The sequence below is a fragment of the Gordonia mangrovi genome (assembly GCF_024734075.1).
GTDB classification, from domain to species: Bacteria; Actinomycetota; Actinomycetes; order Mycobacteriales; family Mycobacteriaceae; genus Gordonia; species Gordonia mangrovi.
The window spans coordinates 5,313,296-5,340,049 of sequence record NZ_CP102850.1; the positions used below are offsets into that span (position 1 = coordinate 5,313,296).

The 26,754-nt window shown below is 66.8% G+C and carries 20 protein-coding genes and 1 pseudogene; 5 read left to right on the top strand and 16 right to left on the bottom strand.

Annotation, left to right across the window (positions count from 1 at the left end):
- The first annotated feature begins 17 nt into the window (after positions 1–17).
- Positions 18–644: a DUF2461 domain-containing protein gene (locus NWF22_RS24140; protein ID WP_160901240.1), complete on the top strand. Its 627-nt coding sequence runs from the start codon at positions 18–20 to the stop codon at positions 642–644.
- Between the two features lie 3 nt (positions 645–647).
- Here NWF22_RS24140 and NWF22_RS24145 read toward each other — a convergent pair whose 3' ends face one another.
- The gene (locus NWF22_RS24145) at positions 648–1,058 is read right to left on the bottom strand and encodes a YchJ family protein (protein ID WP_160901239.1); all 411 of its coding nucleotides are present in this window, start codon (positions 1,056–1,058) and stop codon (positions 648–650) included.
- 214 nt (positions 1,059–1,272) lie between these two features.
- Between NWF22_RS24145 and NWF22_RS24150 the strand changes: the two genes are divergently transcribed.
- From NWF22_RS24150 to NWF22_RS24160, 3 genes are all read left to right on the top strand, one after another.
- The gene (locus tag NWF22_RS24150) at positions 1,273–1,548 is read left to right on the top strand and encodes a Rossmann-fold NAD(P)-binding domain-containing protein (RefSeq protein ID WP_309249728.1); all 276 of its coding nucleotides are present in this window, start codon (positions 1,273–1,275) and stop codon (positions 1,546–1,548) included.
- 104 nt (positions 1,549–1,652) lie between these two features.
- On the top strand, positions 1,653–2,471 hold the full coding sequence (locus NWF22_RS24155) for an SDR family oxidoreductase (RefSeq protein WP_160901237.1): 819 nt from the start codon (positions 1,653–1,655) through the stop codon (positions 2,469–2,471).
- A gap of 187 nt (positions 2,472–2,658) precedes the next feature.
- Positions 2,659–4,776 carry a glucose PTS transporter subunit IIA gene (locus tag NWF22_RS24160; protein ID WP_160901236.1) on the top strand — a complete coding sequence of 706 codons (2,118 nt, stop codon included), beginning with the start codon at positions 2,659–2,661 and terminating at the stop codon, positions 4,774–4,776.
- A 3-nt stretch (positions 4,777–4,779) separates the two neighbouring features.
- Here NWF22_RS24160 and NWF22_RS24165 read toward each other — a convergent pair whose 3' ends face one another.
- Genes NWF22_RS24165 through NWF22_RS24175 form a run of 3 tightly spaced genes read right to left on the bottom strand, consistent with a single transcriptional unit; the run spans position 4,780 to position 7,158 of the window.
- The gene (locus NWF22_RS24165; RefSeq protein WP_160901235.1) at positions 4,780–5,670 is read right to left on the bottom strand and encodes a ferredoxin family protein; all 891 of its coding nucleotides are present in this window, start codon (positions 5,668–5,670) and stop codon (positions 4,780–4,782) included.
- The gene (locus tag NWF22_RS24170) at positions 5,667–6,893 is read right to left on the bottom strand and encodes a cupin domain-containing protein (RefSeq protein ID WP_160901487.1); all 1,227 of its coding nucleotides are present in this window, start codon (positions 6,891–6,893) and stop codon (positions 5,667–5,669) included. Before NWF22_RS24170 ends, NWF22_RS24165 begins: the two co-directional genes overlap by 4 nt.
- A 10-nt stretch (positions 6,894–6,903) precedes the next feature.
- A complete protein-coding gene (locus tag NWF22_RS24175; RefSeq protein WP_160901234.1) occupies positions 6,904–7,158 on the bottom strand; it encodes a BatC protein in 255 nt (84 codons plus the stop codon).
- 215 nt (positions 7,159–7,373) lie between these two features.
- On the opposite strand from NWF22_RS24175, the gene NWF22_RS24180 reads away from it, so the two are divergent.
- Positions 7,374–9,008, top strand: a complete 1,635-nt coding sequence (locus NWF22_RS24180; protein ID WP_258321269.1) for an MFS transporter — start codon at positions 7,374–7,376, stop codon at positions 9,006–9,008.
- Between the two features lie 7 nt (positions 9,009–9,015).
- Here NWF22_RS24180 and NWF22_RS24185 read toward each other — a convergent pair whose 3' ends face one another.
- From NWF22_RS24185 to trpB, 12 genes and pseudogenes are all read right to left on the bottom strand, one after another.
- Complete coding sequence (locus NWF22_RS24185; RefSeq protein ID WP_160901232.1) at positions 9,016–9,327, bottom strand: SHOCT domain-containing protein; 312 nt, start codon at positions 9,325–9,327, stop codon at positions 9,016–9,018.
- Between the two features lie 47 nt (positions 9,328–9,374).
- Positions 9,375–9,812 (bottom strand): DUF6325 family protein, encoded by a 438-nt coding sequence (locus NWF22_RS24190; protein ID WP_160901231.1) that lies wholly within the window; start codon positions 9,810–9,812, stop codon positions 9,375–9,377.
- Between the two features lie 112 nt (positions 9,813–9,924).
- On the bottom strand, positions 9,925–11,760 hold the full coding sequence (locus tag NWF22_RS24195) for an AMP-dependent synthetase/ligase (protein WP_160901230.1): 1,836 nt from the start codon (positions 11,758–11,760) through the stop codon (positions 9,925–9,927).
- 143 nt (positions 11,761–11,903) lie between these two features.
- Positions 11,904–13,757, bottom strand: a complete 1,854-nt coding sequence (locus NWF22_RS24200; RefSeq protein WP_160901229.1) for an ABC transporter ATP-binding protein/permease — start codon at positions 13,755–13,757, stop codon at positions 11,904–11,906.
- A gap of 111 nt (positions 13,758–13,868) precedes the next feature.
- Positions 13,869–14,351 (bottom strand): hypothetical protein, encoded by a 483-nt coding sequence (locus NWF22_RS24205; protein WP_160901228.1) that lies wholly within the window; start codon positions 14,349–14,351, stop codon positions 13,869–13,871.
- A gap of 24 nt (positions 14,352–14,375) precedes the next feature.
- A complete protein-coding gene (locus NWF22_RS24210; protein ID WP_160901227.1) occupies positions 14,376–15,251 on the bottom strand; it encodes an acyl-CoA thioesterase in 876 nt (291 codons plus the stop codon).
- 141 nt (positions 15,252–15,392) lie between these two features.
- Entirely contained in the window at positions 15,393–16,826 is a 1,434-nt protein-coding gene (gene pyk, locus NWF22_RS24215; protein ID WP_160901226.1) for a pyruvate kinase, read from the bottom strand.
- A gap of 112 nt (positions 16,827–16,938) precedes the next feature.
- Positions 16,939–18,444 carry a glutamate synthase subunit beta gene (locus NWF22_RS24220; protein ID WP_160901225.1) on the bottom strand — a complete coding sequence of 502 codons (1,506 nt, stop codon included), beginning with the start codon at positions 18,442–18,444 and terminating at the stop codon, positions 16,939–16,941.
- Positions 18,437–23,008, bottom strand: coding sequence for a glutamate synthase large subunit (gene gltB / locus NWF22_RS24225; protein ID WP_160901224.1), 4,572 nt, complete (start codon positions 23,006–23,008; stop codon positions 18,437–18,439). The genes NWF22_RS24220 and gltB overlap by 8 nt, the downstream gene beginning before the upstream one ends.
- A 581-nt stretch (positions 23,009–23,589) precedes the next feature.
- Positions 23,590–24,508, bottom strand: a pseudogene (lgt, locus tag NWF22_RS24230) (prolipoprotein diacylglyceryl transferase); the annotation flags it as partial.
- Between the two features lie 98 nt (positions 24,509–24,606).
- Positions 24,607–25,428, bottom strand: a complete 822-nt coding sequence (gene trpA / locus NWF22_RS24235; protein ID WP_160901223.1) for a tryptophan synthase subunit alpha — start codon at positions 25,426–25,428, stop codon at positions 24,607–24,609.
- Positions 25,425–26,741, bottom strand: coding sequence for a tryptophan synthase subunit beta (trpB, locus tag NWF22_RS24240; RefSeq protein ID WP_160901222.1), 1,317 nt, complete (start codon positions 26,739–26,741; stop codon positions 25,425–25,427). Before trpB ends, trpA begins: the two co-directional genes overlap by 4 nt.
- Between the last annotated feature and the right edge of the window lie 13 nt (positions 26,742–26,754).

Sequence of the window (26,754 nt, forward strand, 5' to 3'; positions counted from 1 at the left end):
CGCGTAGGCTCGCCACCATGGCCTTCACCGGTTTCCCCGAGGCTGCACTCGACTTCTACGACGATCTCGAGATCGACAACTCCAAGGTGTTCTGGGACGAGCACAAGGACACCTACCGGAGCGCGGTCGCCGAACCGATGGGCGAACTCACCGACGAATTGGCCGGCGAATTCGGGGCAGCCAAGATCTTCCGCCCCTACCGCGACGTGCGGTTCTCGAAGGACAAGACCCCGTACAAGACCCATCAGGGTGCGTTTGTCGCAGTCGGCCCGGCGACTGGCTACTACGTGCAGATCGGGGCGCCCGGAGTGCGGGTGGGCGCCGGCTTCTACGAGGCCTCCGCCGAGCGGCTGGCTGCTCTGCGGTCTGCCATCGACAACGCGATCCACGGGGCCGAACTCGAACAGTTGGTCAGGAAATACTCCCGAACCGGCTGGGAGATCGGCGGGGACGCCCTGAAGACCGCGCCGCGCGGATGGTCACCGGACCATCCCCGCATCGAGTTGCTGCGGCACAAGTCGTTGACCATCACCCGCGACTACGGCTTCGACGAGGTGATCCACTCCGCGGCCTTGGTTCGAGAGGTGCGCAAGGACTGGCGCGTCGCCACACCACTCATCGACTGGGTGTGCCGCCACGGGTGACGGTCAGTCGGCGGCGGACCCGTCCACGTAGACCCACCGGCCGTCGCGTCGTTCGAAACGGCTGCGCTGACGCAGGGCCTTCCGCTCACCGTTCTCCCGGTAGCGCGCGGTGAACGTCACCTCGCCGGTCGTATCGAACGGCGTTCCACCCGTGGACGACTCGACGTCGAGCCGGTACCACTGGGCGGCATCGTCGACGGCGAGCCGGCGCGGGCGGGTGCGCGGATGCCAACTGTCCAAGATGTACTCACGATCACCCACCGCGAACGCGGTGAACCGCGACCGCATCAACGCCTCGGCGGTCGGGGCGCGACGCCTGCCGCCCAGGACCGGGCCGCAGCACTCGCCGAAGGTCAGACCCGAGGTACACGGGCAACGCCGATCACCGTCCGCGGCACCGGTCACGTCACTCATGTCCGCGAGGATAGCGCCGCCGCACCCGATGATCCTCCCTGGTACCCGTGCAGACCGCTGCCCCTGCCGGCGCGTGCGACGGCACTCAGCGAACTGACAGCCCCGGCACACGCCGGTCGCAGGGCCGGGCAATGGCATGGTCGGTATGAACACAACTCGACAGACCCCGACAGCACGGCATGGCACGATCACCGCAGACAGCATCCTCGTCATAATGGACGGCAGCACACGGGCGCACACGCTGGTGCACGACATGCTGCGGACCGGTCGGCGAGTGGTGCTGACCGCCGCCACCTCCCACGATCTGGTGCCGTTCATCGACGCGTCGGTTCGCGCGCAGGTGTGGGCGGTGGTCTCCGATCCGTCGGATCCGGAGCAGATCGACTCGATCATCGAGCGCGCCGATGACCTCGTGGGACCGGTGGTGATGATCGTCGATCCGGGTGGTCTGCTCGCCGACGTGGCCGCGGCCGATCGTCAGGTCGCCTGACCCGGATACCGCCGGTACCGCCGCCATCGGTGACCTTCGGCCTCTTGACGCGACCCACCGGTTCCCGAAGAGTCGGCGGTGAGTCCCGGCAGTGAGGAGACCCCGTGACAGGCAGCGTCGTGGTGATCGTCGGTTCGGGCGGGATGGGTATGGCCATCGCCCGGCGCCAGGGCGGCGGCCGCACGATCGTGCTCGCCGACGTCGACGAGACTCACCTCGAGGCCGACGTCGCCACCCTCACCGGCGAGGGGTTCGACGCGGTCGGGCGCGCGGTCGATGTCGGTTCACCCGAGTCGGTCACCGCGCTGGCGGAGTTCGCAGAGTCGCTGGGCAGCGTTGACCAGGTGATCCACACTGCCGGACTCTCCCCGGTGCAGGCACCGGTGAACGCCATCCTGCGGGTCGACCTGCTGGGGGTGGCGTTGTCCCTGGATGCGTTCGGCGCCGTGATCGCGCAGCACGGTGCCGGGGTCGTCATCGCCAGCATGGCCGGGCACCTTTATCCCCCGCTCACCGCCGAACACGCTGCCGCGCTGGCCAACACCCCGAGTGGGGACCTGCTGTCCCTCGACTTCCTGCCCGACCTGGCCCGCGAACCCGGCAGCGCGTATGCGATCGCGAAGCAGGCCAACCATGTCCGGGTACGTGCCGCCAGTCACGTATGGGGCGCGCGCGGTGCGCGTGTCAACAGCATCAGTCCGGGCGTCATCGCGACCTCCATGGGACAAGCCGAACTCGCCGGCGACAGTGGCGATGCGATGCGCGCGATGATCGCGATGTCGGGAACGGGGCGACTGGGCACCGCCACCGACATCGCCGACGCCACAGCCTTTCTGCTCGGCCCGGCGGCCTCCTTCATCACCGGCATCGATCTGTTGGTCGACGGCGGCGCGGTGGCGGCAATCACCACTCCACCGGGGTGAGACGCACCGCGCGAGCAGCAATGAACCCATTGTGCCGGGTCACCCGTTGACCATCTCCCTTCCTGATCCGGCCCACAGACGGGCGGCCACGGGTTAACATCCGAATCGCCCCGTCCGTGCCGCTCCGACACGACGACGGGTTTCGCGGTCGCCCACGACTGCGGATCGGGCAGCTCAAGGGAGAGCCATGTCTACCTCGACCAACACGGCATCCGAGATCGTCACCGGCGTCGGCGGCGCCGGCAACATCGAGAGCCTGACGCATTGCGCGACCCGCCTGCGTTTCCAGCTGCACGACGCCTCTGAGGTCGAGCAGGGCGTGCTGGAGGACATCGACGGGGTGATGGGCGCGGTGCCGCAGGCCGGCAATCGCTACCAGATCGTCATCGGCGGCGGCGTACAGACGGTCTACAACGAGATCATGGCGCTGCCCCAGATGGCCAACGCCGGCGGTGATGCGGCGGCCATCAAGGCGGCGGCCCGGGCCAAGGGCCCGCGGGGCAAGAACGCCTGGCTGGATTCCCTGTTCGAATATCTCTCGGATTCGTTCCGGCCGATCCTGGGTGCCCTGCTCGGCGCATCGCTGTTCATCACGTTCATGTCGCTGATGAGCACCCTGGACATCATCGGCAACTGGGCAGATCCGCGCACCGACCTGTCCCCCTCATGGCAGTTCGTCAACTTGTGCTGGCAGTGCGTGTTCGTGTTCCTGCCCCTGATGATCGCCTACAACGCGTCGAAGAAACTCGATGCGGATCCCTGGGTGGGATTCGCCATCATGGCGGTGCTCATGCTGCCCGGCTTCACCGCCCTGATGGATCAGGCCACCACCAACACCGTCTTCGGGTTCGAGGTGCAGACCATCGACATCTTCGGCGTCCCGTTGACGGTGTTCGACTACAGCTCACAGGTGTTCCCCCCGCTGCTCATGGCCGCCGTACTGGGTCCGCTGTACAAGTACCTCAAGAAGATCATCCCGGAGAACGTCCAGCTGATCTTCGTGCCGTTCCTCGCGATGTTGATCATGATCCCGTTGACCGCGTTCATCATCGGCCCGATCGGCGTCTACGTGGGTGCGGGCCTGGCCGACGTCCTCAAGTCGATCAACGACTTCTCCCCGTTCATCTTCGCCATCGTGATCCCGCTCGCCTACCCGTTCATGGTGCCGCTGGGTCTGCACTGGCCGATCAACGCGATCATGCTGCTCAACATCCAGACCATCGGCTACGACTTCATCCAGGGACCGATGGGCGCCTGGAACTTCGCCTGCTTCGGGGCGACGGCCGGCGTCCTGCTGATCGCCTGGCGTGAGCGTGACATGCAGATGCGGCAGACCGCCACCGGCGCACTGGCCGCCGGACTCCTCGGCGGTATCTCCGAACCTTCCCTGTACGGCATCCATCTGCGTTTCAAACGGATCTATCCACGAATGCTCGTCGGCTGCTTCGTCGGTGGCCTGATCATCGGGATCGGTGGCGGCGTGACGACCAACGCCTTCGTGTTCACCTCGCTGTTGACCATCCCCGCGTTCGACAGCATCGCGCTCTACGCCGTCGCCGTGGCCGCCGCGTTCGCTGTCGCGATGATCCTGGTGGTGCTGTCGGGCTATCGAACCGCCGAACAACAGGAACAGTTCGAGGCGGCCCGGGACGCGGGGCTGGAGCGTCCCGGCGCGATCCCGATCGACGACTCGGCCGAGGGGGTGGCCGCGGCCGCGGCAGCTGCTGCGGTGCCGTCGGGTGGAGGCGCCACGGCGACCGCCGTCACCGCTGCCCCGGTCACCGCGGCTCCCGCGGAGCCGGCGGAATCCGCCGCGCCGACCGAACGCGGCGTGGTCACCGAGATCGGTGCACCGCTGGACGGCACCGTGGTGGCCCTGGCCGACGTACCCGACCCGGTGTTTGCGGGCGGCACCATGGGTGGCGGTGTCGCGATCGAACCGTCCGGCGACACCGTGTACGCACCTTCGGCTGCGATGGTCGTCGCCGCCCAGCCCACCGGCCACGCGTTCGGACTGGTACTCGACGGCGGTATCGAGCTGTTGATCCATGTCGGTATCGACACGGTCCAACTCAAGGGCGAGGGATTCGACGTCAAGGTGAAGGCCGGGCAGAAGGTCGACGCGGGCACACCGCTGGTGACCTTCGACCGGGCGGTGATCGAAAAGGCGGGATATCCGCTGATCACCCCGGTGGTGGTGATGAACACCAAGAAGTTCGCCGCCGTCGAACAGATCGCCGAGGGCGCCACGACGGTGGGTACTCCGGTGATCGCCGTGGAGGCCAAACCCCGACCGAAGGGCTGATCCTCAGGCGGTCACCCGAGTCATCGCCACGAGCACGAACTGCCGGACCCGACCGGCAACCGACGCCGCACAGGTGGAGTGCAGGGGGTCGGACATGTGCTCGGCGAGCGTCACGCCGATGGGCCCGTCCGACCCCTCCAGGACGACCTCGATCCGATGGTCGGCGCGCCGGACGTCGATCGGTGCCAGCGCGTCGATCCGGTCGTCGCCGGTCGCCCGCCGCACGAAGTACTGGGCCGCCTGCACCGCATGGGGCAACGAGGTGCGGCCTCGGAGAAGTTCGTTGTCCAGGCGACCGTTCGTGTAGCGGTGCACGATGGCGGCCGGATCGTCGGCGGAATCGACTGCGCCATAGCTTAATCCGTGCGGGTATAGGATCATCGTCGCCGCGAACCGGTCCCCACCGAGATGTGAGCACTCCCAGGTCCACTCCGGATACACCGCAGAAATCGCAGCGGTCGCGGCCCGGCCCCGCACCGCGCAGCACTGGTCGTGCTTTCCGTGCGCACACACGGCCACGAGCGGATCATCAGATCTCGCACCGTCCGATCCGTCGAGCGCCAGATCGAGGAATTCCGGCGCCGCGGCGACCTCACCGCGATACACGGTTTCGGAACCGGGACGCGCGTCCACGATGAACCACCGCCACCGCGGCACCGCGGCTCGTCGCCCGGGGCGACGGATCGCCACGATTCGCATCCCCGCGGTCTCGACGCGTCGCACGATCGCACGACCGAGTGCGGGGTCGAGGATCTTCGGGGACTGCAGGAACGCCGACGGCCCCCAGGCGCCGGCCAACTCGAGCAACACCCACCGATGCCCGGCGGACGCCGTGCCGAACATCGGGTCACCGCGGTGGCGGGCGGAGTCGCTGCACGGGGGGCGATCGGTCATCGGCCCCGTCCCGGTCGATCGACGGGAATCACGACCGCCTCGCGCAGCAATCGGCGCACCAGCACGCATCCGTCGGCGGTGTCCAGGCCGGGCAGGGCGCCGGCCTCGACGGGTTGCCCGGCCCGGATTGCTGACAGCGCGTCGGCGCAGGAGGCCGGAAAGGTGATGCTGCGATCCGGGAGGCGAAGGACGACGCGCCCGTCGCGGTTCTGCAATCGACCGATCAATCCGGGTCGCCAGACCACCGGAGTCGTCGCATCGAGTCCGGCGATCGCGTCGAGCGTGGCCAGCGGCGCGACCGCCACCGGGCGCGTACGGTCGGCGTGACGCCGCGACAGTCGGGTCGCCGCCGCATCGGCCAGATCGTCGGTGTCCGCGCGCAGCACCTCGATCACCGATGTGAGCACTTTGCGGGTGATCGCCGCGGTGTGGTCGTGATCGGCCAGGTCGAGTGGAACGGCCAACGACTCCCGCAACATGTCGGTGTCGCCGAGAGCGTCGGTGATCGCCCGGACGACGTCGTGCCCGGTCACCGGGGACACACCCACGGTGAGATGAATCGAGGTCTCGCCCATCGCCTGGGCCGAATGCACCCAACCCCGCGGCAGATACACGGCGTCGCCGGGCCTCAGCACCGCGTCGATCACCGGCTGTTCACGCGCCCGGTCCACGATGGCCGACCGGTGGTCGGTCCACGGCTGGGAGTCGAGCGGATCACGATGTACCGGTTTGTGCACCAGCCACCGTTTGCAGCCGGAGACCTGCAGCACGAACACATCGTGGACGTCGTAGTGCGGATCGAATCCGCGGTTGTCCGGCGGGGTGATGTAGGCGTTGGTCTGCACTGGGTGGCCGAGTTCGTCGACCATGTCACGGGCGAACTCGATCACCGGCGGCCACAGCCGGTGTAGCCCCTGCAGCACGATCGTGGCACCGTCGGCGAAGCGTGCCAGAACCTTGGCCGCGTCAACCTGATCGGCGATCTCGGCACCGAAGCCGGCCGAACCGAGATAGCAGTCGCGCGCAAGCAGCTCACCTTCCTTCGCCATACGAATGAAAGGCGCACGCACCCCGCGCTCGGTGAGCAGCTCGTCGACCGTCGCCGGCGAGAGCAGGTCACCGAAATCGCGCGGGAGCGTGTCGGCTCGGCTGAGCAGCGGACGTCGACCCCAATGATCGCGCGCGAAATCCGCGGCGTCGATGGAGATACAGCGGCTCAGCATTTCGTTGCGTTCAGGCGGTGCCGTCGGCGCCGCCGTCATGCCCGCCCGGATTGGAACCGCCATCGGCGGGACCTTCACCGGCGTTCGCGGTGCCGTCGGCGCCGCCGTCATGCCCGCCCGGATTGGAACCGCCATCGGCGGGACCTTCACCGGCGTTCGCGGTGCCGTCGGCGCCGCCGTCATGCCCGCCCGGATTGGAACCGCCGTCGGCGGGACCTTCGCCGCCGGAGTCAGAGGTGGTGATGTCGTCGTCGTCGAGGGCCATCGATCGTCCTTTCGTCGGCGGAACCGTGGCCGTCACGGCTCCCCTTCCACTATGGGCACTGCGCCGTGCACGCGCGTCTGTGTTGACGAGATCGCCACCGAGCCGACGCCACGACCGGTGCCCCCGCGTGCCGGGCTCACCCGTTTCGGATGATTCCCCCTGACCGGCGCCGACAAACATTCGGTGCCGGCGCTCCCGCGCGTAGCGTGACAGCGGTGAGCAAATGGGGTGTTCTCATCATCTTGTGCGCCGCACAGTTCATCATGGTGCTCGACACGACAGTGATGAACGTGTCGGTGTCCAGCGTGGTGGAGGACCTCGACACCACGCTGACGCAGGTTCAGTTGGCCATCACGTTGTACACGCTGGTGATGGGGTCGTTCATGTTGTTCGGCGGACGGCTCGGCGATCTGTTCGGCCGGCGGAGGGTGTTCGCGATCGGGTTGCTGGTCTACGGGACCGGTTCACTCATCACCGCCTTCAGCCCCAACATCGGTGTGCTGCTGTTCGGTTGGTCGTTTGTCGAGGGAGCCGGTGCGGTGCTGGTGATGCCGGCGATCATCTCGTTGACCGCCGCCAACTACGAGGGGCGCGAGCGTGCCACCGCCTACAGTGCCCTCGGCGGGATCGCGGCCGCGGGCGCCGCCGCCGGCCCGCTCATCGGTGGATGGGTCACCGAGACATTGACCTGGCGGGTCGTTTTCGCCGCCGAGACGGTGGTCTGCATCGTCGTGATCGCCTGCGTCCGGGTTATCGCCGACACCAAGGCGTCCGGCTCGCGTCGTCTCGACTGGGGCGGCACGGGGCTGTCGGCGCTCGGGCTGGGACTCATCGTCATCGCCCTGCTGCAGGCCGGCTCGTGGGGATTCATCCGCCCGTCCGGCGCATTGACCATCGCGGGGACCGAGATCACCCCGTTCGGCTTCTCGGTGGTGCCGTTCATGATCGCCGCAGGCGTTTTCGTGTTGATCGGGTTCGTCGGTTGGGAGAACCGGGTGATCGCACACGGCGGCACCCCGTTGATGCATCCGCGACTGTTACGCACGCTGCATCTGCGCAACGGTCTGGTGATGCTGGTCGCTCAGCAGACAATCATCGGCGGCATGTTCTTCGTGATCCCGATCTATCTGCAGTACGTACTGCTCAAGGACGCCTTCGACACCGGTCTGAAGTTGGCGCCGATGTCGGTGGCGATGCTGATCGCCGCCTTTGCGAGTCCGAAACTCGCTGCGACTCAATCGCCGAGGCGCATGGTCACGATCGGCTTGGTGCTGGTGATCATCGGGTCGTCCACCTTGGTGAGCACCATCGAACCCCAACTACAGGGCGTCCCCTTCGCGATCGGCATGGCGGTGTTCGGCGCCGGATTCGGCTTCATCGCCTCACAACTGGGCAACGTCATCATGTCGTCGGCGAGCGAGCGCGACCGGGGCGAGGCCGGCGGGCTGCAGGGAACTGCGCAGAACATCGGGACCTCGGTGGGCGTCGCGATGCTGGGTGCCCTGCTCGTCGCCTCGCTCAGCAGCGGCTTCAACCAGGCGGCACAGGCCGACCCCGATCTGTCCGAGCAGACCAAGAGCCAGATCGCCGAAGCGTCTGCGGACGGTATCGAGATCATCAGCAGGGATCAGCTCGATGATGTCGCCGAGGCGAACGCCGTCCCGCAGGCGGAGGTCGACACACTCGTCGACAGCTATGTCGACGCGCAGCTCACCGCGATCAAGGGGGCGATTCTTCTGGTGATCTTCCTTGCCGGACTCGGCCTGGTCATAGCGCGACGACTGCCGCGGATTCCGGGTGCCGAACTCGGCACCGCGGACGCCGACGACAGTCGCGTTTCGAACGAGTGAAAGCCGGTCAGCTGCCGAGGAGCTTGGCTTTCTGCGCGGCGAACTCCTGCTCGGTCAGGATGCCCTGCTGGTACAACGCGCCGAGCTCTTTCAGTTGTGTGATGGTGTCCTGCGTCGGTGCCGCTGCCGGTGCGGGCGCAGCCGGGGCGGGTGCCGGCGCAGGCGCCGGAGCGGGCGCCGGCTGGGCATAGCGCTGCTGGTTCTCGTACTCCTGCTGCGCCCATCGGTTCGCCTGGCGGCGCGAGACACGATTGCTGACCGACGTGGCGGTACCGGCGATGACCGCGGTACGCGCCGCTGCTCGAATGAGTCCGGGCATGGGGTTCCTCCTTGGTGTGCGGTGGTTCAGGGAATGCCGAGAATGCGTCAGGCGTCCGCCGCGTCGGCAGCCTCGACGGCTTCGACGAAGGCGTCCATCGGGATCCGGCCGGAGGCGACCAGCTGCGCACCGTTGCGGCGCAGCGCTCCGGCGAACGGTGCCGCCCAGGCGTTCTCGTAGACGAGAATCGCCGCGGCGGTCCCCGGCTGCAGCACCGACGCCGCTTCGGCGATGTCATCCTCGCCGATCAGATCGCTCGCCGCACCGTCGAGAATCTCGAAATCGACACCGAGCTGGTCGATCTCGAGATGCGTCAGGGTGCCGTCCTCAGCCTTCTGCACAAATGCCAGATCGATGACGCGGATGATGCCGCGGTCGACCAGCTCGACAAGATACGGGATCGCTTCGCCGGTCGGCTGCTGCCCACTCCACTCCAGAACTATGTAATCGATGGGTCCGATGTCGGGAACGACTTCTTCGGTCATGACGACTTCCTCGCTGCGTCGCGATTGACAGGGCGGTGGCCGGTCGCGGCATGACGCAGTGCCTGACCGTCCTCCACGATCCTAGTGTCGAGGCGGCGGAAGTGGGCGGTTCTCACCGCAGGTCGATCACCTCGTCGTCGGGGGCGTCGTCGTAGAGTTTCCCGATCCTTTCGGCATATTTGGTCGCGATCGGGTTGCGTCGCAGTTTCATCGTCGGAGTGAGCTCGTCGCCACCCGGGTCCCAGGCCACCGGCACGATGGTGAACCGCTTGACCTGTTCGACGCGGGACAGTTTGCTGTTGCCCTGGCGCACCGCGGCGGTGACCTCGTCGATCACTTCCCGTCTGCTCGACAGCGTCGCCATGTCGGCGTCGGGGATGTTGAGCATCTTCGCCCGTGCGGCTGCCGCGTCGGGATCGAGCACCACCAGCGCCGAGATGTAGGGCCGCCCGTCGCCGATCGCCGCCACCTGGCCGATGAGCGAGGAGGCCGCCTTCATCGCGTTCTCGATGTTGGTCGGCGACATGTTCTTACCCGACTCGTTGATGATGAGTTCCTTCTTGCGGTCGACGATGGTGACGTTGCCCGCATCGTCGATCTTCGCGATGTCACCGGTGGCGAGCCAACCGTCGGCGTCGATGGTTTCCGCCGTCTTCTCGGGCTGCTTCCGGTATCCACGCATCACGACCGGCCCACGGATCAACAACTCACCGTCGTCGGCGAGCTTGGCCTCCACCCCGGAGACGGTCTTACCGACGGTGCCGATCTTCAGGTTCTCCGAGGTGGTCATCGTGGAGACGCCGGTGGTCTCCGACATCCCCCACACCTCCAACACGGGCACACCGAGTCCCAGGAAGAACTCCAGAACCTCTTTCGGGATGGCAGCGGCGCCGGACCCGGCGAAGTGCACCTGGTCCATCCCGATGGCCTCGCGCACCTTGTGCAGGACGAGTTTGTCGGCCAGCCCGTGTTGCAGTGCGCCGACTCGTCCGGGATCGCGGCCCTCGAGCTGCGCACGCGCTGCCGCGGCGCCCGCTCCCAGCGCCCAGGCCGCGAGGTTCTTCTTCACCGGGCTGGATTCCTCGGACATCTTGGCTTCGATGCCGGCGCGGATCTTCTGCCAGACGCGCGGTACGCCGAAGAAGAAGGTCGGGCGCACTTCTGGTAGAGCCGCGGCGATCTCCCGCGGATCCGGGACCGTGGTGATCTGGATGCCGCGCACCATGTTTGCAGCGTGTGAGGACACCCGGTCGGCGATATGCGCGGCGGGGAGATACGAGATCACCCGGTCGTCGAAGCCGGCCTCCACGTGTTCGGCGAGAGCCGCCAGCTCCGCGATGATGTTGCGGTGGGTGATCTCCACGCCCTTGGGCGGGCCGGTGGTGCCCGACGTGTAGATCAGGGTGGCGAGATCTTCGGGCGCAACCGCCCGCCAGGACGCCTCGAAGTCGAAACCCTCGGGCGCAGCGGTCTGTTCGAGGTCGGCGAGCGACATCGCATCCGTGGCCGTGCCGTCGACGACGATGGTTGTGGTGACATTCGTGTTGGCCGCCCGGATCGCGGGCAGGAACACCTGCTCGGTCACCACGACGGAGTTCTCGGCGTTGCCGAACAGGTACTCGATCTGATCGGGGGCGCTGGTGTTGTAGATCGAGAACGGGATCGCGCCCAGATGGAGAGCCGCGGTGTCGACGAGGTGGAACTCGGGCCGGTTGGTCAGCATGATGCCGATGGTGTCGCCGGGGCCGACACCGATCGCAGCGAGCCCGCGGGCGATCGCCTCCACCCGCCGGCCGTACTCGGCCCAGGTGATCTCCTGGATGCCGCCGACGGTCCGCAGGGCTACTGCGTCGGGGCGGACGGTGATCGATTGCTGGAACGCCTCGGGCAGCGTGGCCACCTGAGCCCCCGTCTCGTGGGGAAAGGTGATCTGTTCTGTCTGCGTCATGACCGATATCCTCGCTCGTCTGGTCAGAGTGGTCGCCATCACAGTACCGATTGCATGGCGGTGTCGACAGCCTTCTGCGAGATCGGTAATCGGAAAGTAAAGAACCGACGTCAGGGTGCCGTTCTGCGATCAGATCGGCTGCATCAGGCGTTCACCGCCCGCAATTCCCACTCGCCGCCACCGGTCAGTTCGAGGACCTCGGTGTGGTGCTGATCGGTGGTGCTGCGGTGACTGACCGACACCAGGATGGTCTCCGGAAGTTCTTCGCGGATCAGCGAATACAAAGAGAACTCGAGGCCCTCGTCGACCGCCGAGGTCGCCTCGTCCATGAAGACCACCTCCGGGCGGGTCAACAGGATGCGCGCGAACGCCACCCGCTGCTGCTCACCCGGAGACAGGACCTTCGACCAGTCCTCCTCCTCGTCGAGGCGGTCGACGAGATGCGGCAGGAAAACCTGCTGTAGTGCGCGTCGGATGGCATCGTCGCCGAGTTCGTCGGGTGCAGCCGGGTATGCGACCGCGGTGCGCAGGTCGCCCAGCGGGATGTAGGGGATCTGGGAGAGGAACAGAGTGCGCCGTCCGAGTGGCCGGTCGACCTCGCCATCGACGAATGGCCACATCTCTGCGATGCCACGCAACAGCGTCGTCTTGCCCGAACCCGAGCTGCCCTTGACCACCAGCGCATCGCCGGGCGACATCGACAGCGACAGTGACCGCACGAGCGGCCGGTCGTCGGGTGTTGTGATGTCCACGTCCTGCAGTGTGAGGCGCCGCTGTCCGGTTTCCTCTGTCGGAATCCGTCGCAACTCGCGCGATTTGTTGTTCGCGTCATGCAGCCCGTCGAGACGGATCATGGAGGCGCGCAGTTCGGTGAACTCGTCGTAGGATTCGCGAAAGAACGACAGTGAGGAATGCATGTTGCCGAAGGCCGTCGACGACTGCATCACCGCGCCGAGGGTGATGTCACCGGCTATGAAGCGTGGCGCCTGGACGATCAGCGGAAACACAACGGCGGTCTGATTCACCGTGAGGTTCCAGCCATTGAACTTCAACGTCCGGAAGACGATTCGCCAGAAGTTCTGGATCACCGCGGCAAAGCGTGCAAGCAGTCCCGCCCGTTCGACTCCCTCGCCTCGGTAGAACGCCACATTCTCTGCTCCGTCGCGGATGCGGACCAGCGCGTAGCGGAAGTTCGCGGTGAGACGCTCGTTCAGGAAGTTCAGGCGGATCAGCGGTCTGCCGATGTAGAACGCGACCACCGTGGTCACCAGGACGTAGCTGAGGACAATCCACATCATCGCGCGTGGGAACGTGACGCCGAGGATCGTCAACGGACCGGACAGATCCCACAGGATCTTGGTGAACGAGACGATGGAGACCACGGCGGATACGGCACCGAAGGCCAGCGCACGCGAATACACGACGAAGTTCGTGATGTCGGCCTGGATGCGCTGATCCGGGTTGTCGATGTTGGCGTCACCGACGAAGCGGTTGCGGTAGTAGGCCTGGCCGTCGAGCCAATCGGCCGTCAACCGATCGGTCAACCATGTCCGCCAACGGATATCGAAGGCCTGACCCGCGTAGTAGTCGACGAGAGAACGGATCACGTGGATCGTCGCCAACAGTCCGAAGATGCCGATCGCACGCCAGAAGGCGGACGCGGCGGCGTCGCGTGCCGCAAGATCGCCCTGCACAAGCCCCTCGGCGATTTCCTGCATCGCCGTGTACATGTCGTTGTACTGGTAGGAGATCAGAACGTTCAGTCGCACGCCCAACAGGGTCAGCAACAGCAATCCGGCAAGTATCGACCATGTCAGCCACTTGCCGGGGCCGGTGAAGAAGCCCCGCGACAGCCGCCAGAACTGCCGGCCCCAGGTGGTGAATCGGGCAAGAAGCGCGCAGATCGCGATTCCGACAGCTGCCGAGATCGCAAATGCGAGCGCCAGCCAGATCGTCGATGCGAGCCATTCGTGGCCCCAATCGATGCTCTCGTCCACGCATCCCCTCCATGCACACGCCGGCGGGAGCCGACGACCGACAGATCGCCGAAGTGTATCCCGGGTCGGCGATGTGCACCGGACAACGACGCCGGCGTCACCACTTGGGGGTCACGACACCGGTCGCAGCACTGCGCCTTGTTCGAGGGCGGATTCGGAGACCGTCTCCTGGAAGGCATCTCCCACCCGCACGACGTATCCACCGCGGGCAGCGGGTACGTCGTCGGCGGTGAACGGCAACTCGCAGCGGCCTTCGTCGGTCCGTGGTCCACCGAGTTGAGTGGACGCCAGTTCCTCGCCGGTCTCGTCGTAGATCCGCACGGCCGTGCCGGTGGCGATCTGGCCGTCGCCGGACGCGCAGATCACCACCCCGCGGGCACTGAAGGTTGCCGCGTTGACCGAGCCGACCATCAATGCCACGACGGCGACGCCGGCGAGCAACAGGCCCGCCAACGCGCTCGCCAAGATGATGACGGACCTGGTCCGGCGCTGCCAGGTGTGTTGGGGCAGCATCGGTCCCGGCTGCAACCAGTACTCGGGTCGAGTGTGTCCCGACGTCGCCCAGTCCGGTCCCGGTGGCTGGGGGTAGGTCATGGCGACCAGTGTGCCATTGGCCGTTCAGCTCTTCGGCGGGAAGTACTTGATCAGCGCTTCTTGCACCACCGAGGTCGCCAGCGTGCCATCCCGCATCCAGAACCGTCCCGATCCCATGCCGCGCGAACCCGACGCCACCGGTGAGCGCGTGGCGTAGAGCATCCAGTCATCGAAGCGGAATTCCCGGTGAAACCACATGGAGTGGTTCACCGTGGCGGCAAAGAGTCGGTCGATCCCCCAGGACAGCCCGTGAGTGGTGATGATCGAGTCGAGAACCGTGGTGTCCGAGGCGTAGCACATGGCGGCCACATGCATGATCGGGTCGTCGGGCATCGCGCCGTCGGTCTTCATCCAGACCCGGTTGTCCTTGAGCTTCTCCCCCGCGTCGCGGACCTTCCAGGTCGGGTCGTTGGCGAAGCGGATGTCGATCGGATGCATTGCGTTGACGAAGGTCGCGATCCGGTCCTCAAAGCCCTTGAAATGCTCACCGAGCGGCGGCAATTCCTCCGGGTAGGGCACCTGCGGGATCTCCACGGCGTGTTCGAGACCGGCTGCGTTGTCCTGGAAGGCCACGAGCATCGTGAACACCTCGGCACCGTCCTGCATGGCGGTGACCTGACGGTTCGCGAAGGCCTTGCCGTCACGGAACCGCGACACGTGGTATTCGAGCGGCTTGTTCACATCGCCGCCCCGGATGAAATGGGCATGCAGGGCGTGGATCGGCGGGGTGCCCCGGGTCAGGGTGCGCGATGCCGCGACCACGCCCTGCCCGAGCAACTGGCCACCGAAGGTCCGCGCGGTCTTCTGCTCAGGATGGTGACCGATGAACAGGTCGTCGTCGCGGCGGTCGACGTCCAGAAGCGCGAGCAGTTTGCCGAGATCATCGGATTGAGCGGTCATGAGAGCTCACCCTATGCCCTGCCGGCGCGCATCCGAGCGGTGGCACCGTTCCGGCCGCAGGTGCCGCTTCTGGCCGCAGCTACCGCCGCAAGCCGGAAGCCGCAGGTGCGACCGGAACGTGACCTCGCGAGTGACCCGGGCTCAGTGGTCCTGCTCGCCGATGCGGTGGACGTGGATCATGTTGGTGGAGCCGACGGTGCCGGGCGGGGCGCCGGCCACGATCACCACCACATCGCCCTCTTTGAGTCGACCGATCCTGAGCAACTGATGATCCACCTGATCGATCATGTGGTCGGTGGTGTCGACGTGATCGACGATGAACGTCTCGGTACCCCAGCTCAACGCGAGCTGACTGCGTACCGCCTGAGTCGGGGTGAAGGCGAGCAGCGGCAGCCGTGAATGCAGGCGCGCCAGACGACGCACCGTGTCACCGGACTGGGTGAATGCGACGAGTGCCTTGACCTCCAACCGCTCGCCGATATCACGGGCGGCGTAGGAGATGATGCCCCGCTTGGTACGCGGCACGTGCGACAGCGGCGGCACATCACGTTGACCGCCCTCCACCGCGCGGGCGATCTTGTCCATCGTCAACACCGCATCGATCGGCCACTTGCCCACCGACGTCTCACCCGAGAGCATCACCGCGTCCGCACCGTCGAGCACCGCGTTGGCGACGTCGGACGCCTCCGCGCGGGTGGGCCGCGAGTTCTCGATCATCGAATCGAGCATCTGGGTGGCCACGATGACCGGTTTGGCGTTCTCGCGCGCCATCTGGATGGCCCGCTTCTGCACCATCGGTACCTGCTCGAGCGGCAACTCGACACCCAGGTCACCGCGGGCGACCATGATCGCGTCGAAGGCCAACACGATCGCCTCGAGGTTGTCGATCGCCTCGGGCTTCTCCAGCTTCGCGATCACCGGCACCCGCCGGCCGACCCGATCCATCACCTCGTGCACGATCTCGATGTCGGCGGGGCTCCGCACGAACGACAGCGCGATCATGTCCACACCCAGTTTGAGTGCGAATTCGAGGTCGGCGATGTCTTTTTCCGACATGGCGGGCACCGACACGTTCATCCCCGGCAACGACAAACCCTTGTTGTTGCTGACCGGGCCGCCCTCGGTGACCCGGCAGACCACGTCGTTGCCCTCGATCGCGGTCGCGGTCAACCCGACCTTGCCGTCGTCGACCAACAGACGGTCACCCACCGAGGCGTCCTCGGCGAGTTGCTTGTAGGTGGTCGACACCCGGTCCTGGGTGCCCTCGATGTCATCGACGGTGATACGCACCTCGTCACCGGTATCCCACATAACCTCGCCGTTGAGCGTTCCTTCATCGCGGAACTTCCCCAGGCGGATCTTGGGGCCCTGCAGATCGGCGAGCACGCCGACGGCTTTGCCGGCGGCGTCGCTGGCCTTGCGCACACGCGCATAGACGTCTCGATGGACGTCATGGGTGCCGTGGCTCATGTTCATTCGAGCCACATCCAAGCCCGCTTCGACGAGCTCTTTCAGTTTCTCGTCCGAGCTTGTGGCCGGGCCGAGGGTGCAAACGATCTTTGTACGACGTGTCACTGTCATCACCTTAGTCCCGTCGCCACGGCATCTCTATCCCGGCGACGATTGGTCATCCGCCCGCCATGTTGGTTTTGGATTCCACCCCCCGGGTGGAACAACGATGAAGCGCTCACCGCACCGACAATGGCACGGCGGCCGGTCGGACCGGCGACGGAAGATCGGATTCGCCCATCAGGAACTCGTCGACCGCCCGGGCCGTCGATCGTCCTTCGGCGATCGCCCAGACGACCAGGGAGGCCCCGCGGTGGGCGTCCCCGCACACGAACACGCCGGGCGCGTCGGTCTGCCAATCACTCCCGCAGGACAGGGCGCCTCGCCGGTTGGGCTCGATACCCAGGTCATCGAGCAGTGGCCCACGCCGTACACCGGCGAAGCCGATCGCGAACAAGGCCATGTCACAGGGGATCTCGAACTCCTCACTGACCGGCGTCACCACTCGGCGCCCGTCTGGCTCTCGGGTGACCTGCACCTCGGCGAGCACCATCGCGGTGACGTTGCCGTCGGCATCTCCGACGAAACGCTGCACGGCCACCTCGTACTTGCGTACCCCACCTTCGGCGTGAGCCGACGACGTGCGCATGACCAACGGCCAGGTGGGCCACGGTGATCGGTCGTCATCCCGGTCCTCGGGCAGGGCCGGGTTGTAGTCGAGCTGCACCACCGACGCAGCTCCCTGCCGATGCGCGGTGCCCAGACAGTCGGCGCCGGTGTCGCCGCCGCCGATGATGACGACATGCTTTCCGGCCGCGGTGATCGGCGAGAGTCCGTCACCCTCACATTCCTTGTTGGCTGGGACCAGGTGCTCCATGGCGAGATGAACGCCGTTGAGATCGCGGCCGGGAACCGGGTTGTCGCGCGCTTCCATCGCGCCGATGGCGAGAACCACCGCGTCGTGCCGGGACTGCAGATCCGCGACGGACAGATCAGCGCCGACATCGCAGTTGACGACGAATTCGGTGCCCTCGGCGCGCATCTGCGCGACCCGACGGTCGATGTCGGATTTGGGCAGTTTGTACTCCGGGATGCCGTAGCGCAGGAGCCCACCGATCCGGTCGTCACGCTCGTAGACGGTCACCTCGTGCCCGGCACGGGTCAGCTGCTGGGCTGCCGCCAAGCCTGCTGGGCCCGACCCCACCACGCCGACCGATTTCCCGGATCGGGCGGCCGGCGGCTCGGGTCCGATGATGGCCTCGGCCCACGATTCGTAGGCGATGGTCTTCTCGATGCGCTTGATGGTGACGCTGCCCCCGGTGGTGGCCTCCGAGATCGACAACACGCAGGCGGCCTCGCACGGTGCCGGGCACACCAGCCCGGTGAACTCGGGGAAGTTGTTCGTGGCGTGCAGCCGAGCGCTGGCCGCGTCCCAGCGGCCGCGACGCACCAGGTCGTTCCACTCGGGGATCAGGTTGCCCAGCGGGCACCCGGCGGTGCCCGAGTGGCAGAACGGGATTCCGCAATCCATACACCGTCGCGCCTGCTCGGACACGTCGGTGAGTTCCAACATCGGGTTGTCGGGATGGGCGTACACGTCGCCCCAGTCCTGCACCCGCTCGGCGACGGGACGGTACTTCGATTCCTTCTTCCGGACGTCCAGGAATCCGCGCGGGTCAGCCACGTGCCGCCTCCATGATCGCTGAATCGACGTCGCGGCCTTCGGCTTCGGCCATCCGCGCCGCGTCGAGAACTCGTTTGTAGTCGGTCGGCATCACCTTGGTGAAGGCCAGGCATCGCCGCGGCCAGTCGGCCAGCATGGACGCACCGATCGCCGAGCCGGTCAGTTCGGTGTGTTGGGTGATGGTGTCGTGCAGGAATTGCAGGTCGTCGGGATCCGGGCGGAGCAGTTCGACCATGGCCATGTTCACCTTCGCCGCATCGAGGTCATAGACGAACGCGATGCCACCGGACATGCCCGCCGCCAGATTGCGGCCGGTGGGCCCGAGGATCACCACCCGGCCGCCGGTCATGTACTCGCAGGCGTGGTCCCCCACCCCCTCGACCACGGCGGTGGCACCCGAATTGCGGACCGAGAACCGTTCCCCCACGCGTCCGCGCAGATACACCTGCCCCGACGTCGCGCCGTACAGGATGGTGTTGCCGGCGATCACCTGATCTTCGGCGATGAACCATGCGTCGGGGTTGGGCGCAACGACGATCTTGCCGCCGCACAGGCCCTTGCCGACATAGTCGTTGGTGTCGCCGGAGAGTTTGATGGTGACACCCGGCGGGAGGAACGCCCCCAGCGACTGACCGGCCGAACCGGTCAGATTCACCGTGATGGTGTCCTCGGCCAGTCCTTCGGCACCGTAGCGACGCGTCACCTCCGCGCCGAGGAGCGTGCCGACGGTCCGGTTGACGTTGCGTACCGGCAGTTCCAGGGTGACCGGATGGGCATCCTCGAGTGCGCCCTCGGCGAGCTGGATGAACGTCTGATCGAGGGCACGATCGAGTCCGTGGTCCTGGCCGCGCAGGCGACGCGTGGGCCCCTTGTCCTCGTACTTGCGGAAGATGGGCGCGAGGTCGAGCCCCTTGCTCTTCCAGTGCGCGACGGCCACGTCGGTGTGTAGTCGCTGCGACTGGCCGATCGCCTCGTCGAGGGTGCGATAACCCAACTGCGCCAGGTATTTGCGAACATCCTCCGCGATGAAGCGGAAGAAGTTGACCAGATGTTCGGCCTGGCCGGTGAATCGCGAACGCAACACCGGGTTCTGGGTCGCCACACCCACCGGGCAGGTGTCGAGGTGGCAGACCCGCATCATGATGCAGCCGGCCACGATCAGCGGTGCGGTGGAGAACCCGTATTCTTCGGCGCCGAGCAACGCGGCCATGATGACGTCACGGCCGGTTCGCAACGCACCGTCGCACTGCACGGTGATGCGATCGCGCAACCCGTTGAGCATCAGCGTCTGCTGGGCGTCGGCGAGCCCGATCTCCCACGGAGTGCCGGCGTGTTTGAGCGAGGTCAGTGGCGACGCACCGGTCCCGCCGTCGTGCCCCGAGATCAGCACCACATCCGCGTGCGCTTTGGACACGCCGGTGGCCACCGTGCCGACGCCGACCGCGCTGACCAGTTTGACGTGGATCCGCGCCCCGGAGTTGGCGTTCTTCAGGTCGTGGATGAGCTGGGCGAGATCCTCGATCGAGTAGATGTCGTGGTGCGGGGGCGGTGAGATCAGCGCCACGCCCGGCGTCGAATGCCGTGTCTTGGCGATCCACGGGTACACCTTGTAGGCGGGGAGTTGGCCGCCCTCACCGGGTTTCGCACCTTGGGCCATCTTGATCTGGATGTCGGTGGCGTTGGTCAGGTAGTCACTGGTGACGCCGAACCGACCGGACGCGACCTGCTTGACGGCGCTGCGACGCTCCGGGTCGTAGAGCCGGTCGACATCTTCGCCACCCTCACCGGAGTTCGACCGACCGCCGATGCGGTTCATCGCGATGGCAATGGTCTCGTGCGCCTCGGCCGAGATCGAACCGTAGCTCATCGCACCGGTGTTGAAACGCGTCATGATGGCCTCGACCGGCTCGACTTCCTCGAGGGGAATCGGGTCCCGGGCGGCGAGGTCGAAGTCGAACAGCCCGCGCAACGTTCCACCTTCGCGGGAGAGTTTGTCGACCTCGTCGGAGTACTTCTGGAAGACCTCGGCCTGGCCGGTCTTGGTCGCATGTTGCAGCAGGAAGATCGTCTCCGGGGTGAACAGGTGCAGTTCCCCCTCGCGGCGGTACTGGTATTCGCCGCCGACATCGAGGCGGCGATAGACCTGCTCGGTGGGGTTCTCCGGGAACGCCCGGTGGTGCCGGATGCGTACCTCCTCGGCGAGTTCGTCGAGCCCCACACCCTCGATACGCGACACGGTGCGGGTGAAGTACTCCTGCACCACCGCCGACGACAGCCCGACAGCCTCGAAGGCCTGCGCACCGGTGTAGGAGCTGATGGTGGAGATACCCATCTTGCTCATCACCTTCAGCACACCCTTGCCGAGCGCCTCGAGGTAGTTGCGGCTGGCCTTGGACGGCGGCACACCGATCAGTTCGCCCTCGGCGATGAGGTCGTCGATGGTCTCGAGCGCGAGGTACGGATTGACCGCGGCCGCACCGAATCCGATGAGGGTGGCGATGTGGTGGACCTCGCGGGCATCGCCGGACTCGATCACGAGGGCGACCTTGGTGCGTTCCTTCGTGCGGACGAGATGGTGATGTACCGCCGACGTCGCCAGGAGCGACGGGATGGGCGCGTGGTCGCGGTCGGTGTGACGGTCGGAGATCACGAGTGTGGTGTGTCCCTCGGCGATCGCCTGACTCGCCCGCGTGCGGAGGTCCTCGAGGCCGGCGGCCAGGCCGGCACCGCCGTCGGCGACCTCGTACAAACCGGGCAGCACCTTCGCCGACAGCCCCGGGTTGTCGCCGTCGTCGTTGATGTGCACGAGCTTGGCCAGGTCGTCGTTGCCGATGACCGGCCACCGCAGCAGGATCTGGCGGCACGATGCCGCGGTCGGGTCCAGCAGATTCTGTTCGGGTCCCATCACCCGCGCCATGGAGGTGACGATCTCCTCACGAATCGCGTCCAACGGCGGGTTGGTGACCTGGGCGAACAGTTCGACGAAGTAGTCGTAGAGCAGGCGGGAGCGCTTGGAGAGCACCGCGACCGGGGTGTCGGTGCCCATGGAGCCGAGCGGCTCGTAGCCCGATGCGGCCATCGGGGTCAGCAGTACCCGCAGGTCTTCCTCGGTGTAGCCGAACGACAGCTGACGGCGCACCACGGTGTCGTGGTTGGGCTTGTAGACCGGCCGGGCCGGCAGCGTCGCGATGTCGAGCAACCCGGCGTGCAGCCATTCGTCATAGGGCTCGGCGTCGATGAGGTCGGCCTTGATCTCCTCGTCGGGGATGATCCGTCCCTGGCGCGTGTCGACCAGGAACATCCGGCCCGGTTCGAGCCGCCCCTTCGCGATCACGTCGTCGACCGGGACGTCGAGGACGCCGGCCTCCGATGCCAGGATGACGCGGCCGTCACGGGTCTGCCACCACCGGCCGGGGCGCAGTCCGTTGCGGTCGAGGACCGCGCCGACCACCGCACCGTCGGTGAAGGTGACGCACGCGGGACCGTCCCACGCCTCCATCATGGAGGCGTTGAACTGCAGGAACGCCCGTCGCTTGGGTTCCATGTTCGGGACGTTCTCCCACGCTTCGGGCACCATCAGCATCACCGCGTGGTGCACGCTGCGCCCACCGAGGTGCAGCAGTTCGAGCACCTCGTCGAGCGATGCCGAGTCCGATGCCTCGGGTGTGCAGATCGGGAACGCGCGCTTGAGGTCACCGGGGATGAGATCGGTCTCCAGCAGCGCCTCGCGAGCCCGCATCCGGTTGCGGTTGCCGCGCACGGTGTTGATCTCTCCGTTGTGGGCGACGAAGCGGAACGGGTGCGCCAGCGGCCACGACGGGAAGGTGTTGGTGGAGAAGCGGGAGTGCACGATCGCGATGGCGCTGTGGCAGCGGTCGTCGCGCAGGTCGTCGTAGTACAGAGGCAGCTGCATCGTGGTGAGCATGCCCTTGTAGACCATGGTGCGGCTCGACAACGACGGGAAGTACAGGCCGGTTCCGGCTTCCTCGATCTCCGGTGTGACGCGCTCGGCCTGCTTGCGGAACGGGTAGATGAACCGATCGAGTTCGAGGCCACCGATTCGGCTCGCGCCGTCGGCCGGGTCGACGGTGACGAACAGCTGCATCATGTACGGCATGCAGCCCATCGCGGTCTCGCCGATGTCGGCGCCGGCCGGGTCGACGGGCAGGTCGCGCCAGCCGAGGATCGTGACGCCCTCTGCGGCCGCGAGGGCGGTCACCCGCTCGATGGCGCGTTCGCGCAGAGTCGGGTCCGCCGGTAGGAAGCAGTTGCCCGCGGCGTAGGTGTTGTCGCCGGTGGTGGTGGGTGCGGGCAGGTCGAAGTCGACCACGGCCCGCAGCAACTCGTCGGGGAGTTGGATGAGGATGCCCGCGCCGTCACCGGAGTTGACCTCGGCACCCGCGGCACCCCGGTGCTCGAGATTCTCGAGGGCGAGCAAACCGTCGGCGACGATCGAATGGGAACGCCGACCGTAGACGTCGGTCACCATTGCGACGCCACAGGAATCGACCTCTGCCGCAGGGTCATACAGCCCCTGTTTGGTCGGCAGCGCAGAAAACAACATCTCGAACCTCCACTCGACTCGGTGCCGAATCGCAAATGCTCGATTGTCCTCAGGGACAACGCTGGCCCGTGGAGCAATGTCGGCGACCGAGTCGGATGGGCTGATCCGGGACGCCGTGAAAAACCACTCTATCCGACCGATACCGGCGCCGCCGTCTTCCGCGATGTGATCGATGCCGGATCGTCGCGACCCGCAGTACCCGCGCGACTGCTACCTGGTCTCGGGGGCGGCGTCGTCGGGGGTGCTGTCGGCGTCGTCCGGGGTGCTGTCGGCGACATCGGGGGTTCCGTCGGCGACATCGGGGGTTCCGTCGGCGACATCCGGGGTGCCGTCGGCGACATCCGGGGTGCCGTCGGCGACATCCGGGGTGCCGTCGGCGACATCCGGGGTTCCGTCGGCGACATCCGGGGTTCCGTCGGCGGTGTCGCGGTCGGACTCCAGCACCCACGCGTCGCTGGTGGACGACGACGTGAGCGGTTGGCCTTCGGAGTCGCGCGGCGTGTGCCGGGCGATGGCCGCGGCGAGAGCCTCCTCGGCATCGCTGCTCGGGCGCGCCTCGACGTCCACGTCGTGATCCGGGCCGTCTGGTCGGTCGTCGACATAGCCGACGGCGCCCGTCGCCTCGAGTTCCTCGGCGCGGGCGGCGTGATAGATCTCCAGCCCCTGCTCGCGACCTTTCGGCGCGAAGACGACGTACGCGGCCGCACACGCGAACACCAGGACTGCGGTGAAAACGTTGATGCGGGTGCCGAAGATGTGGGTGGCAGGGTCCGAACGCATCAGTTCGATACCGAACCGGCCCACGCAGTATCCCGCGACATACAACGCGAACAGGCGTCCGTGCCCGATCTGGAACCGTCGGTCGACCACGACCAGCACGATCACCACGAAGACATTCCACAGCAGTTCATACAGAAACGTCGGGTGGACCACCGCGACGACGGTGCCGTTGGACGTGCCGGAGATCAGACCGGGGTCGGCGAATCCGGATGAGTCGACCCGCTCATAGATCTCCAACCCCCACGGCACAGTGGTCTCGCGGCCGTAGAGCTCCTGGTTGAAATAGTTGCCGAGGCGGCCGATCGCCTGCGCCAACAGGATCGCCGGGGCCAACGCGTCACCGAACGGCGGCAGTTTGATGCCGTGCTGACGGGCACCGATCCAGGCGCCCACCGCACCGAAGAGCACCGCGCCCCAGATGCCTAGTCCGCCGTCCCAGATCTTGAGGGCGTCGACCGGTTCCTTGGGCCCGTCACCGAAATACGTCTGCCAGTCGGTGGCGACGTGATAGAGGCGTCCACCGATCAGGCCGAACGGCACCGCCCAGATCGCGACGTCGAGGACTTCGCCGTCCTGGCCGCCACGGGCGATCCATCGACGGTTGCCCCACCAAACGGCGACGATGATGCCGACGATGATGCACAGCGCATACGCCCGGAGCGGGACCGGCCCGAGGTACCAGACACCCTGTGGAGGACTCGGAATGTACGCCAGGATCATCGATGCCGGATCCGTTGATCCGGTGATCGTCAGCGGCCCAGCGAGGAGTGTCGGCACCGTCACGCTGCCACCCTAGCCGACACTCAGACGACCCAGACTTATGGTGTCGCCGCCACCGGTGAGCGCACTCCGTCGGCCAGTTCTGCAACCAGAGCCGAGAGCGCGTCGACACCCGTTTTCGCCGCACTCACCAGTGCCGAACCGACGATGACACCGTCGGCGTAGCCGGCGATCTGTGCCGCCTGCTGCCCACTGCGCACACCGAGTCCCACACCGATCGGGATGTCGGAGTGCGCGCGCACCCGCGCACACAGTTCCGGCGCCGCGTCGGATACGGCGTCACGAGCGCCGGTCACCCCCATCGTCGACGCGGCGTAGATGAACCCGCGCGAAGCGTCGACGGTCATGGCCAGCCGCTCCGCCGTCGAGGACGGGGCGACCAGATAGATCCGGTCGAGGTCGTGTTGGTCGGAGGCCGCATGCCACGCGGCGCCCTCTTCGGGAATGAGGTTCGGGGTTATCATGCCCGCTCCGCCTGCGGCGGCGAGATCCCGCGCGAACCGGTCCACCCCGTACTGCAGTACCGGGTTCCAGTAGCTCATCACCACGGCCTGCCCACCGGCGTCGGCGATGGCCTGCACCGCGGTGAACACATCGCGCACACGCACCCCGTTGCTCAGCGCCGTGTCGGCGGCCTCCTGGATGGTCGGGCCGTCCATCACCGGGTCGGAGTAGGGCACGCCGACCTCGATGATGTCGCAGCCCGCGGACACCATCGTGCGGAACAACTCGAGCGACTTCTGCACCGTGGGGTAGCCGACCGGGAGGTAGCCGATGAGGGCGGCGTGGCCGTCCTCACGGCAGCGGGCGAAGGTGGCGCCCAGCCGCGAGGGCGCGGTGTGCTTGATCGTGGCGGTCATACCGTCTCCCCCGTCTGCTCGCCACCCGCGGACGCCTCGTCCTGTGACGGTGGTTGGTCGAACAGGTGGAACCAGCGGGCGGCGGTGTCGACGTCCTTGTCGCCGCGACCGGACAGACTCACCACGATGATCGCGCCGTCACCGAGCTCCTGTCCCAGCTTCAGCGCGCCGGCCACCGCGTGGGCGGATTCGATCGCCGGGATGATGCCCTCGCGACGACTGAGCAGCGCCAAGGCGTCCATCGCCTCGGAATCGGTGATCGGTCGGTACTCGGCCCGACCGATGTCCTTGAGGTAAGCGTGTTCGGGTCCGACGCCGGGATAGTCGAGTCCGGCCGAGATCGAGTGCGACTCGATGGTCTGGCCGTCCTCGTCCTGCAACAGATACGAGTAGGCGCCCTGGAACGCGCCCGGTGTGCCGCCGGTGAAGGTGGCCGCGTGCCGGCCGGTCTCGACGCCGTCGCCGGCGGCCTCGAAGCCCACCAGGCGGACGTCGCTGTCGTCGATGAACGGGTGGAAGATGCCGATGGCGTTGGACCCGCCGCCGACGCAGGCGGTCACCGCGTCGGGAAGTCGGCCGGCCTGCTCCAGGATCTGCGCGCGCGCCTCCAACCCCACCACCCGCTGCAGGTCGCGCACCATCATCGGGAACGGGTGCGGGCCGGCGGCGGTGCCGAAGCAGTAGTAGGTGTTGTGCGCGTTGGTGACCCAGTCACGCATGGCTTCGTTGATGGCGTCCTTCAGGGTCGCCGAACCGTTGTCCACCGCAATGACGTCGGCTCCGAGCAGCCGCATCCGCGCCACGTTGAGGGCCTGTCGGTCGGTGTCCACGCGCCCCATGTAGACCACACACTCCAGGCCGAGCAGCGCGCAGGCGGTTGCGGTGGCCACCCCGTGCTGGCCGGCACCGGTCTCCGCGATGACCCGGGACTTGCCCATCCGTTGCGCCAGCAGCGCCTGACCCAGAACGTTGTTGATCTTGTGCGAACCGGTGTGGTTGAGGTCCTCCCGTTTGAGGAAGAGCCGGGCACCGCCGGCCGCCTCACGCAACCGTCCCGCCTCGTAGAGCGGCGAGGGCCGGCCGGTGTAGTCACGCTGCAGCCGATCGAGTTCGGCGAGGAAATCGTCGTCGGACCGGACCTTCTCATAGGTCGTGGTGACCTCGTCGATCACCGCCATCAGGGCTTCGGGAACGTGGCGGCCGCCGTAGACGCCGAAGTGTCCGCCCTGATCGGGTTCGACCGAGGTACGCGTTGCCAGGCCGGCACTCGCGGCTGGATAACTGACGTCTGAGCTGTGGGTGTGGGCGGTCACGGTTCTCTCGTCG